Raw genomic sequence first — 11,040 nt, 5'->3', positions numbered from 1 at the left:
TCTGGCATGGGACCTCGTCCATCACCCCCCGTCGTCCATCAACCGGGACCTGACCAGGAACCGTCTCCCGGTCGGAGACTCCAGCGAGAACCCCGAACCGCGCCCGGGGACCACGTCTATGGTCAGGTGGGTATGACGCCACAGCTCGAACTGGGAACGCGACATCCACACCGGCACCGGCTCGGGCAGACCGACCTCCAGGTGCCCGAGGAGCACGTCGGCGGAGCCGACGCGGAACTCCCCCGCCGGATAGCACATCGGCGCGCTGCCGTCGCAACAACCACCGGACTGGTGGAACATCAGCGGACCGTGCTCGGCGTGGAGCTCCCGGATCAGGTCCGCGGCCTCGTCGGTGACCGCCACCCGCTCCACCGCCCCGTCCCCTTCCGGGGGCCGCATCAGAACAGCCCCATCGCCTGGTCCGAGTAGCTGACCAGAAGGTTCTTGGTCTGCTGGTAGTGGTCGAGCATCATCTTGTGGTTCTCCCGGCCGATCCCCGACTGCTTATAACCGCCGAAGGCCGCGTGCGCGGGGTAGGCGTGGTAGTTGTTCACCCACACCCGACCGGCCTGAATGTCGCGTCCGGCCCGGTAGGCGGTGTTGCCGTCCCGGGACCACACCCCCGCGCCGAGCCCGTACAGGGTGTCGTTGGCGATACCGATGGCGTCCGCGTAGTCGGCGAAACGGGACACCGACACCACCGGACCGAAGATCTCCTCCTGGAAGATCCGCATCGTGTTCCGACCCTCGAAGACGGTCGGCGTGATGTAGTAGCCGCCGGCCAGGTCGCCCTCCATCTCGGCCCGCTCCCCGCCGGAGAGCACCTTCGCCCCCTCCTTGCGGCCGATGTCGATGTAGGACAGCACCTTCTCCAGCTGGTCGTTGCTCGCCTGCGCGCCGATCATGGTCTCGGTGTCCAACGGGTCCCCCTGCCGGATCCGACCGACCCGGGCCAGGGCGTCGGCCATGAAGCCGTCGTAGAGGGAGTCCTGGATCAACGCGCGCGAGGGACAGGTGCACACCTCGCCCTGGTTGAGAGCGAAGAGGGTGAAGCCCTCCAACGCCTTGTCGTAGAACGCGTCGCGTTCGGCCGCCACATCGGCGAAGAAGAGGTTGGGGCTCTTGCCGCCCAACTCCAGGGTGACCGGGATGAGGTTCTCGGAGGCGTACTGCATGATCAGCCGCCCCGTGGTCGTCTCACCGGTGAAGGCGACCTTGCGCACGCGCGGGTTGGCCGCCAGCGGCTTGCCGGCCTCGACCCCGAACCCGTTGACGACGTTGACCACGCCGGGCGGCAGCAGGTCGGCGATGAGGTCGATCAGCACCATGATCGAGGTGGGCGTCTGCTCGGCGGGCTTGAGGACCACGGCGTTGCCCGCCGCCAGCGCGGGGGCGAGCTTCCAGACCGCCATGAGGATCGGGAAGTTCCACGGGATGATCTGGGCGACCACGCCCAAGGGCTCCTGGAAGTGGTACGCGACGGTGTCCCCGTCGATCTGGGAGGTGTGACCCTCTTGGGCCCGGATCGCACCGGCGAAGTAGCGGAAGTGGTCGATGGCCAGCGGGATGTCGGCGGCCAGCGCCTCGCGGACCGGCTTGCCGTTCTCCCAGGACTCGGCGACCGCGAGCCGCTCCAGGTTCTCCTCCATCCGATCGGCGATCCGGTTGAGGATCAGCGCCCGCTCCGCCGGCGAGGTGCGTCCCCAGGCCGGCGCGGCCGCGTGGGCGGCGTCGAGGGCGAGTTCGACGTCCTCGGCCCCGCTGCGGGCGGCCTCGGTGAAGACCCGTCCGGTGACGGGGGTGGGGTTCTCGAAGTAGCGTCCCCCCACCGGCGCGACCCACGCGCCGCCGATCCAGTTCTCGTAGCGCGACGCGTACTCGACGACGCTTCCGGGCGTGCCGGGCGGAGCGTAGATCGTCATGCGGTTGCCTCCTTCGATCCGGGCGCCGATGCTCGCGCACCGGCTCCGCGTGCCCACGGAACAAGAGGTCGTGACGCTAGTCACCCGGAGGTTGCGACCACGTTGCGCGCTCTCAGAGGCCGAGCCTGCGCAGCCGCCCCCGCAGGACCGCGTGACGTGGCGCGTCGGGTTCGACCGCACCGAGCGCCGCCTCGATCGCCCGGGGATCGTCCCGCCACTCGGGTCGCTCCACCCACTCCGCCAAGGCCCGGGGGTCGGCCCGCGCCGTGAGGACCTCGCACATCTCGGCGCGGAGTTCCTCACGCGCCTCGATCACCCCGGGCGCCTCGGAGCCGGGCAGGACGTGCCCCTCGTAGAGCTCGACGGCGCCCCGATCGTCGCCCTCGAGGAGGCACCGCCGTACCCGGTCGACGTCGGTGTCCAAGGGGTGGAGCAGGCGATAGGGCCGGGAGGCCAGCAGACCGGGTCCCAGCAGGCGACGGAGACGGGACATCTCCGCCCGGACCGTCACCGGGGCGACGCCCCGCTCGTGCAGCAGGGCGCCCAGAGCCTCACCGGTCAGCCCGCGCGGATGCCGGGTCAGCAGCAGGAGGATCTCCGAGTGACGCGCGCCGAGCTCGATCGGTCGCCCCTCCGTTTCGAGTCGCCCCCGGTCCCGGCCGAGAACGCACAACCGGGTCGGGGGCGGGGCTGCGTTCGGCCGCGCGGGCCCCGCCTCGTCCCCGTACGGGGAGAGCCCGTTCCGGGCCGGCGAGGTCGAGCGTCGGACGCGGATCTCCATCTCGGCGGCGGTCGCCGCCGCACGGACCAGGGCCAACGCCTGCGGAGAGGCCAGATGATCGTCGCCGGTCAGGTCCAGGACCCCCAGAAGCTCCCCCGTGTCAGGATCGCGCAGAGGCGCCGCCGAACAGCTCCAATGCTGAACGCCCCGACTGAAGTGCTCACTGGCGAAGACCCTCACCTCGTGGCCGAGGGCGAGGGCGACCCCCGGGGCGTTGGTCCCGGCCGAGCGCTCGTGCCAGTTGGCACCCTCAACGAAGTGCAGTTCCTCGCCTTTGGAGCGCAGGCCGTGGTCGCCCTCCACCCACAGCAGACGCCCCGACGCGTCCCCCACCGCGAGGAGCTGCGGCCCCGGAGCGTTCTCCAGGAGAAGACGCCTCAGCAGCGGCAGGGTCACGGCCAGAGGGTGGCGCTCACGATGACGGAGCAGGTGGGAGCCGGTGAGTTCGAGCGGCGGGAGGGTCCGGTCAGGGTCCACCCCGTGCAGGACGCTGCGCCGCCAGGACTCGCCCACCATGGGGCGCACGGCGTCTCCGAGGCGTCCGGAGCCGGTGAAGCGCTCGTGCGCGACGGCCACGTCCCGGCGCACGGTGTCGGGATCGGTCCCCCAGGACCACGCCTTCCATGAGCCCGCCATCGGCGTCCCTCCGTCACGGTCTCCCAGGACCCGATTGAAACCGCGCGGAGGGCATCTGACAAGGGGGTTCGGCCGGTTCTACCGGCGAGTCGCCCCGTTCTCTCCCCCTCTGTCCCGAACCGCGTCTCATGGACGCGAAGGCCCGCGCCGGAGCGGCCGCGCGAAGCGTCGGGCTTCACCCGATTCACGCCCTGTCAGCGGATTCTGCGACACTGCGCACATGGCACATCCCCCTCCGCGACCACCCATGCCCCGAGGTCCCTCCCGGCGGGTGCCCGGACCCGAAGGATCCGGTACGTGGGCGCCTCCCCGTGCGCGGAGAGGCCTCGTCCCACTGCTTCCGCTCACGGCCGTCGTGGTCGGGGTCGTCACCGCGCCGCGGCGCAGGGCACCTCACGCGTAACGGCCCCCGAAACCCCGAACGACACGGAACGGCACCCCGATGAACCACCCCCCTGAGTACCCGGCCATGTCCGAGACGCCCCCCGCTCCGCACGCCCCGCCCCCGGAACCGGATCCGAAGACCGTCCGGCCGAGCCGGCGCTGGTACTGGATCGGCGGCTCCCTCCTGCCCGCGGCCCTCCTCTTCACCGTCGTGGTGCTGACCCTCACCGAGTGGTACGACGTGCCGTTCTGGGTCGGTCTCATCTGCATCGTGCTCCTGGTCCTGTCGGTCCCCGCGAGCCTCGGCGTCGTCATCACGACGTACGCGGTCCGCGCCAACAGGATCTCGAGGGCACGGGCCGAGCGCGCACGCGTGATCAACGCGCCCCACGGGTACCCCTCCCCGATGGCTCCGCCCGTCGGCCCGCCCGTCCCCCGTACCCCGGCCATCCCCTCCGCCGACGTCCGGCCTCGGCGCCGTTGGTTCCTGTTGGCCCCGTTCTTCCCCCCGGTCCTCGTCGGTGTGGCGCTGCTCCTGCTCTCCCTGTTCGGGATGAACGCCTTCACCTCCACCGAGACGCCCGGTCCCCGGTCCGACGAGGTCGAGGGGTACGGCTCGACCACGTTCGTCGTCGACTCCGAGGACCTGGACTCGCTGGGCCTCTACGTCTCCCCGCGCGACGCGGAGGAGGTCACCTGCTCGTTCGAGGAGTCCTACACCCTGATCCGCTTCGCCGAGCGGCCCGTCGGCCACAGCTGGGACGACCGACGGCTGATGTACTCGTTGGAGGTCTCCTCCCCCGGCGAGTACACGATGACCTGCCAGGGCCCCTCGGAGGCCTCGTACGTCGTCGCCGAGACGCGCACCGCCCACGAGGACGATCGCCGCGGCGCGACGACCTTCCTCGCCCTCATGGCCGGAGCCGGCCTGGGCGTGCTGGCGATGATCGCGACCGTCATCACCATCGGGGTCCGTCGAGGGACCTACAGGGAGCGGATGGCCCGCGGGGCCTGAGCCCCCGCCCGGCCCGGTGGAGACGCCCACGCGCAACGAAACCGGGCCGGCGGGCATCCCAAGGGGTATCGGTCGTCCGGCGAGGAGGAGCCCCGTGAGCGTTCCGTACCCCCCTGCGCAGGGGCCCTACGGCCCCGCGCCGATCCACATCGATCCGAAGGAACTACGTCCCGGACGCGTCTGGTACATCGTGGGCGCCCTGGTCCTGGTCTGCGCTTTCGTCACCGCCCTCGTCGGCTTCGTGTTCTCGATGTTCTCCACCGTGGCCCTGCCCGACTTCGAGGCCCGGGCGAACGCGGGCGAGGAGGTCGTCTTCACCGTCGACGAGACCGACTTCCAGCTCGGCCTCTACGCCTCTCCCACCGGCGACCAGGGCATGTGCTCGCTCGTCCTGCCCGACGGCACCGAGGAGAGGTTCGGGTGGCCGGGCTACAGCCACTACGTGGAGGTCGGCGGCGAACGTTGGGAGCTGGTGGGCTCTCGAGGGATCGGTGAGGCCGGCGAGTACACCCTGACCTGCGAAGCGGAGCCCGGTGTCGACACGTTCGCGGTGGCCGACATCGGTGACGGCGGGGCCGGGTTCGCTCGAGGCCTGCTGTCCTCGTTCCTATGGGCGCTCGGCGCGCCGCTTCTGGGGATGGCGATCGGACTCCCGGTCCTGATCGTCACGGGCACCCGCCGCAGCCGGCACAAGCGTCGTCTGATGACCGAACGCCGCCAGTGGCCCCACGGCGGTCCCCACCCCGCCTGAACCCGGTTCTTCTTCCGATCGGCCCCCGGAGCCGTGCGGATCGACGGCGGACCGCTCAGAGGAGCTTGCGGAGCTCGTCCGCCGTCAATCCGGCCTGCTTGAGGATCGAGACCGTGGTCCCCCTCTTGAGTTCCTTGTGCAGTGGCACGATCACCACACGAGAGTCTCTTCGAAGCTTCGCATGGTCACCCTTGGTCCGAACATGCTCGAAGCCGACCTTCCGAAGCGCGGCGACCACTTTGGCACCGGAGGAGATCGGTATGTGGGAAGGGCTCACGCAGGCAAGCGTATGTCGATCTCCGTCGCTTTACTGGCCGTTCGCTCCAAGTGGCGCACGGCTTCCTCATCGTCCTCGAAGTACAGTTCCAACGCTTCGGTGAGCGCGGCCAGCGCTTCCTGTTCCGTCTCCCCCTGGGAGGCGATCTCGACGTCCACCGCGCGAGCCACGTAGCCACCGGCATCGTGGTCGGGCGTCACCGTGACGGCCAGGTGCAGTGTGCGGTGCATGATGCCAGCGTAACCCCGACCACGTCGAAACGTGTTGGCATTCGTCGGCAACGGTCGCCGACCGCCGGTAGACGTTGCCGACATGGGAACCGACCACATGCCCTGGGCCCGCGGGCCGTCTCCGACCTCGACGCTCCGGGGGCCACGTCCGCGATAGGCCGGGGCCCCTTGTACTCGGAGGGCGGATTCCTGGGTAGGGCGTCATCGGAAACGACCGTGGACGAACCCGCACAGGGGGCCCGATGGACGGAACGAACGCGCGCGCCCGGACCGGTGAGGTCGACCCGAGAGAGGCGGCCGACCGTCTCTGGGCACTGGCCAGCCCGGTCACGCCGATGGCGATCCGCGCGATCGCGACGCTGCGGGTCGCCGACCATCTGAAGGACGGGCCGCGTACCGCCGCCGAACTCGGCGCCTCGGTGGGGGTCGACCCCGAGGGGCTGGCCCGGGTGCTGGGGTACCTGGTCCGTGAGGGCCTGTTCACGCGGGACGGCGACCGGTTCTCCCTCACCGAGGTGGGCGCGGCGCTCCGGTCCGACCACCCGCACTCCCGGCTCGGTTGGTTCACCGCCGACGGCGCGCACGGGCGGGCCGACCTGTGCCTGGCCGACCTGGCCGAGGCCCTGCGCAGCGGAGAGAGCGCCTACTCGCTGCGGTTCGACGGTTCGACGTTCTGGGCCGATCTGTCCGACGACCCCGCGCTGTCCCGTTCCTTCGACGAGCTGATGGCCTCCCGGATGGCCGACCTGGCCCGGACCCTGGTCGGACTGTACGACTGGGACGCCTTGGAGCACCTGGTGGACGTGGGCGGTGGCGACGGCACTCTGATGCGGGCGCTGTTGCGGCGCGCGCCGCGGTTGCGCGGGACCGTGGTGGATCTGGCCGGCCCGGTGGCTCTGGCGGGCGAGGCCTTTCGGGCCGCGGGCGTGGCCGACCGGGCCGACGCCGTCGAGGGCGACTTCTTCGAACCGCTGCCCGTCCACGGAGACGCCTACCTGTTGTGCTGGGTGCTGCACGACTGGGACGACGACGCGGCCGTCGAGATCCTGCGACGCTGCGCGGAGGCGGCCGGGGTCGGAGGTCGGGTACTGGTCGCCGAGTACGGCGACGAGGGCCGGAAGGGTCGTGGGAACCGGGTGAGCGAGCTGGACCTGCGCATGCTGGCCTATTTCAACGGGCGGGAGAGGGACACGCGCGCCCTGTCCGATCTGGCCTCGAAGGCGGGGCTCCGCCTCGTGTGGAGCGAAGAGGAGAACGGGGCCGCGCTGCTGGAGTTCACCCCCGAAGGGAGAGTGATCCACGCCACACTTACACCTGTCACCACGGGTGACTCCACCGCCACACGAATCATCCCCCTTACCCCCATTGACGTGCGCTCGTGTTCCTGGCTCCATGGGGCCCACCTCTTCGAACCCGCTACTAGAGGAGAGAACGAACATGATCGACCGCAGGCTCTTCCTGGGTGGAGCGTCGCTCGCCGCCGCCACCCCCCTGCTGGGCGCCATCGCCGCCCCGGAGGGTTCCCGCCTCCTCCGACCCGCCTCCGCCACGACCAATCTGGGAGCGCTCCCGGTCAGCGTGACCAACGACAGCGGCCGCTACGGAGACGACGAGGTGCTGGTGTACATCGTCGGTACCGACCTGACCACGGGCCGGCACTGCCGGGTCGACGCGGACGGGACCCCGCACCCCGTGAGCCTCGACGACAACACCGACGACGGATACACGGACTACTCCATCCCCTTGGGCGCGCTGCCCGACGACATGACGCTCCCCTACATGTCCGGGCGGATCTACCTGGCGCTGGGCGGAAAGCTCGGGATCCGGATCGTCGAGGACGGCGACGGGAACCCCGCCCTGCAACTGCCCGCCGGTTGGGTGGAGGACGACGACGCCTTCGACGTCCTGCACGACACGGTGGAGTTCACGCACAACGAGGACGGGATGTTCTGCAACACCTCGATGGTGGACCAGTTCAGTGTCCCGATCGGTATCCGGCTGACCGGCGACGCCGACCAGAGCACCGGCTTCCTCCTGCCCGGCGGACGGGACGCGATCTTCGAGACCCTCTCCGCCGACCCCGTCTTCTCCCCGCTGGTTTTCGACGACCACCGTGTCATCGCCCCCGGTCACGCGCTCGACGTCGGACTCTTCCCGAACGACTACTTCGACCCCTACGTGGACCGCGTGTGGTCGCGCTACACGGACACCGACCTGAGGGTCACCACCAACGCGGGCACCTTCACCGGACGGGTCCAGGGCGACGAGCTGCTGTTCGACGGAGGCGTGGCCCCCATCCCCAGGCCGACCACGCGGGACGTGTTCTTCTGCGACGGGGCCCTGGCCGCCCCCAACGACGGGATCACCGGACCGGTCGCCGCCATCGTGGGCGCCGCGCTCAACCGTTCCACCCTGGCGGACATCGCCGAGCAGCCCACCGACGACCCGGCCGGGTTCTACCTGGACGAGATCGCCAACCACTACGCCGCCGTCTTCCACGAGCACACCGAGGACGGTAAGGCCTACGGGTTCGCCTTCGACGACGTGGCCGACTTCGCCTCCTACGTGCAGGACCACGCCCCCGCCGGCCTGGAGATCACCCTGACCCCGTTCTGATCGGATACCGCCCCGTCGTCCGCCCACGAGCGGGCGACGGGGTTCCGGTGTGACGTGGAGAGGCCCGGAACGATGACGCCACGTCACTGGTCGGCGCCCATCGGCGAGAGAATACTGAGGGTCGATCCCCGCAGTTCGACCGAGAAGAGCCGCACGTGACCACCGAGCCGGTCGAGACGACGCGGAGCCGTCTGCACGACCTGAACCTCCACATCGTCTCCGCCTCCCTCTCCTCGATGGGCGCCCTGCTGGCGGCCGTCGACGCCAAGACCTGGTGGCAGGCCCTTCTCCTGGCGATCGGGCTGACCGCGGCGCTGACGGCGGTCTCACGACGGACCGCGGGACGTCTCTCCGTCCTCCTGCCCTGCCTGATCGTCACCACGGCCCTCTGGTTCCTCGGGACGACGGTGGCGGACTCCCCGACGGCGGCCTACGGTTTCGCGATCGTGAGCGCGGTCGTCGCCTACCGGCTGCCGGCCCACCGGAGGGCGGTGACCCTGGGCGCGTTCCTCGTCCTCCTCCTGGGGATCGCGGTCCGACCGCTGTTCTCCGACGAGAGCCTCGTCGACCAGATGCTCGGTTATGTCGCCGTCCCCCTGAGCGTGGCCCTGACCGGGGTCATCATGGTCCACCTCAACCAGGTGATCTCCGAGCTCGTCACGGAACTGGACCGGGCCCGCGAGCATGAGGCGGAGCTGGCCGTGGCCCGGGAGAGGGTGCGGTTCGCCGGCGACCTGCACGACATTCAGGGCCACACACTGCACGTGGTGAAGTTGAAGACCACGCTGGCCCGCAGGCTGGTGCACGTCGACGCCGAGCGGGCGGAACGGGAACTGGAGGAGATCCACTCCCTGGTCGGCGACACCATCCTCCGTACCAGGGAGCTGGCCTACGCCCAACGTCGGCTCAACCTGTCCGTGGAGCTGGAGAACGCCAAGAACCTCTTCGAGGCGGCCGGGATCCGGGTGGAGGTCGACCGTGAGGGCGAGGTGGACGTACGGGCGGGCGAATCGCTCGGTCAGGTCCTCAGGGAGGCCACCACCAACATCCTCCGCCACTCCGAGGCCGAGCGGGTATGGATCTCACTGTCGGAGTCGGGGATCCGTGTGGTCAACGACGGTGCCGGTCCGGGCCCCACTCCTGAGCTCGGCGGGCTCGCCGTCCTCAGGGAAAGGCTCATCGACCAAGGGGGCGAATTGACCGTGGAGCGCGAGGCCGGACGGTTCACGACGGCGGCCTCTCTCCCCCGACCGCTCTCCGACATCTCCGCGACGACCGAGAAGGACCGTTGATGACCACCGTCGTACTCGTCGACGACGAGGCCCTACTGCGCAAGGCGTTGGCCGCGCTGCTCCCCCTCGAAGGCGAGATCACCGTTCTCGCCGAGGCCGAGGACGGCGCGCGGGCCGTGGAGGCCACGCTCTCCCACCGGCCCGACGTGCTCGTCATCGACCTGGAGATGCCCGGGATCGATGGGCTGGGGGCGGTCGAGAGGATCCGGCGAGAGCTCCCGGACCAGGTGGTCCTCATGCTGACCCGGCATGCCAGGCCCGGTGTGCTCCGCAAGGCGTTGCGGCTGGGTGTCCGGGGGTTCGTCGGCAAATCCGCCGAACCGTCGCATATCGCCACCGTGATCGCGACCCTGCACGAAGGTCGCCGGTGGATCGACCCGGAGGTGTCCGCGCTCGCCGTCATCGACGATTGTCCGTTGACCGAACGCGAGGTCGACGTGCTGAGGGAGACGGGCGAGGGGTACTCGGTGGCCGAGATCGCCGCCCGTCTCCATCTGGCCGAGGGCACGGTGCGCAACTACCTGTCGAACGCGATGAGCAAGACCCGGACGCGGACCCGGCACAAGGCGGCCCGGTACGCGCGCGAACACGACTGGCTCTGACCCCTCGGGAACCGGGAGGGTCAGACGGCGCCGGGGCGCGGGGCCGGGTACTCGGTCTCCCGGTACCAGTCCTCGGCCGAGGCGCTCTCGTTGAGCACCAACACCACGATCATGAGGATGAGAAGAGGTGCGAAGTCCCCTCCGGAGAACAGGGCCAGAGCGGCGCCGACACAGCCGAAGACCGCCGTGATCCGTACGAGCAGGCGGGTTCGACGGCCTCCACGCCCCAGGGTCGAGGCCACGTAGAACTCGAAGGCGATCAGCTCCACGACGGCCATGAGGGAGGAGACGAAGGCACCCGTGTAGAGACCGGGATACCCCTCCGCCTGAAGCTCGGGGACGACGTCGAACACGGCCGTGTCCCACGTGACCCTCCAGACCTCCGAGCCGCTCGTCGGCCCCCACCCGGTCAGGACGGCGAGGAGACTCAGGACGCCCAAGGTCGCTCGAATGTAGAGGATCACCTGGATCGCGGTGATGGTTCCGGGCCTGGGGGACATGGGGAGGTCCTCCTCCGCGCTGCTCTGGGCCGAG

General features: G+C 70.1%; 11 protein-coding genes and 1 pseudogene. 6 read left to right on the top strand and 6 right to left on the bottom strand.

The genetic code is table 11. The annotated features are described in order from the left end of the window. Positions 1–21 precede the first annotated feature (21 nt). The 3 genes from D451_RS0111860 to D451_RS0111850 form a co-directional block, all read right to left on the bottom strand. Entirely contained in the window at positions 22–399 is a 378-nt protein-coding gene (locus tag D451_RS0111860) for a DUF779 domain-containing protein (RefSeq protein ID WP_026125005.1), read from the bottom strand. Next, a complete protein-coding gene (gene exaC, locus D451_RS0111855) occupies positions 399–1,922 on the bottom strand; it encodes an acetaldehyde dehydrogenase ExaC (protein WP_017534567.1) in 1,524 nt (507 codons plus the stop codon). Before exaC ends, D451_RS0111860 begins: the two co-directional genes overlap by 1 nt. Positions 1,923–2,034: 112 nt before the next feature. Further along, a complete protein-coding gene (locus D451_RS0111850; protein WP_017534566.1) occupies positions 2,035–3,339 on the bottom strand; it encodes a GAF domain-containing protein in 1,305 nt (434 codons plus the stop codon). Positions 3,340–3,781: 442 nt separating this feature from the next. Between D451_RS0111850 and D451_RS28800 the strand changes: the two genes are divergently transcribed. Next, on the top strand, positions 3,782–4,738 hold the full coding sequence (locus tag D451_RS28800; protein WP_014909239.1) for a hypothetical protein: 957 nt from the start codon (positions 3,782–3,784) through the stop codon (positions 4,736–4,738). Between the two features lie 94 nt (positions 4,739–4,832). After that, a complete protein-coding gene (locus D451_RS0111840) occupies positions 4,833–5,489 on the top strand; it encodes a hypothetical protein (RefSeq protein WP_017534565.1) in 657 nt (218 codons plus the stop codon). A 55-nt stretch (positions 5,490–5,544) separates the two neighbouring features. Here D451_RS0111840 and D451_RS0111835 read toward each other — a convergent pair whose 3' ends face one another. Together D451_RS0111835 and D451_RS0111830 are read right to left on the bottom strand one after the other, a co-directional pair. Then, entirely contained in the window at positions 5,545–5,727 is a 183-nt protein-coding gene (locus D451_RS0111835; RefSeq protein WP_234305798.1) for a type II toxin-antitoxin system HicA family toxin, read from the bottom strand. Between the two features lie 35 nt (positions 5,728–5,762). Continuing rightward, the gene (locus D451_RS0111830; protein ID WP_014908519.1) at positions 5,763–5,996 is read right to left on the bottom strand and encodes a type II toxin-antitoxin system HicB family antitoxin; all 234 of its coding nucleotides are present in this window, start codon (positions 5,994–5,996) and stop codon (positions 5,763–5,765) included. Positions 5,997–6,238: 242 nt separating this feature from the next. Here D451_RS0111830 and D451_RS27320 point away from each other — a divergent pair. The 4 genes and pseudogenes from D451_RS27320 to D451_RS0111815 form a co-directional block, all read left to right on the top strand. Beyond that, positions 6,239–7,213, top strand: a pseudogene (locus D451_RS27320) (methyltransferase); the annotation flags it as partial. A gap of 220 nt (positions 7,214–7,433) precedes the next feature. Next, positions 7,434–8,612 (top strand): beta-1,3-glucanase family protein, encoded by a 1,179-nt coding sequence (locus tag D451_RS0111825; protein WP_017534563.1) that lies wholly within the window; start codon positions 7,434–7,436, stop codon positions 8,610–8,612. 155 nt (positions 8,613–8,767) lie between these two features. Further along, a complete protein-coding gene (locus D451_RS0111820) occupies positions 8,768–9,904 on the top strand; it encodes a sensor histidine kinase (RefSeq protein WP_017534562.1) in 1,137 nt (378 codons plus the stop codon). Continuing rightward, positions 9,904–10,506, top strand: a complete 603-nt coding sequence (locus D451_RS0111815; protein ID WP_017534561.1) for a response regulator — start codon at positions 9,904–9,906, stop codon at positions 10,504–10,506. The genes D451_RS0111820 and D451_RS0111815 overlap by 1 nt, the downstream gene beginning before the upstream one ends. Before the next feature lie 20 nt (positions 10,507–10,526). Here D451_RS0111815 and D451_RS0111810 read toward each other — a convergent pair whose 3' ends face one another. Beyond that, positions 10,527–11,006 carry a hypothetical protein gene (locus D451_RS0111810; protein ID WP_017534560.1) on the bottom strand — a complete coding sequence of 160 codons (480 nt, stop codon included), beginning with the start codon at positions 11,004–11,006 and terminating at the stop codon, positions 10,527–10,529. Positions 11,007–11,040 lie beyond the last annotated feature (34 nt).

Origin of the sequence: Nocardiopsis alba DSM 43377 (assembly GCF_000341225.1) — a bacterium.
Classification (GTDB): Bacteria; Actinomycetota; Actinomycetes; order Streptosporangiales; family Streptosporangiaceae; genus Nocardiopsis; species Nocardiopsis alba.
Note: the sequence above shows the minus strand (reverse complement) of the source record. Positions and strands in the feature narration are given on the sequence as shown.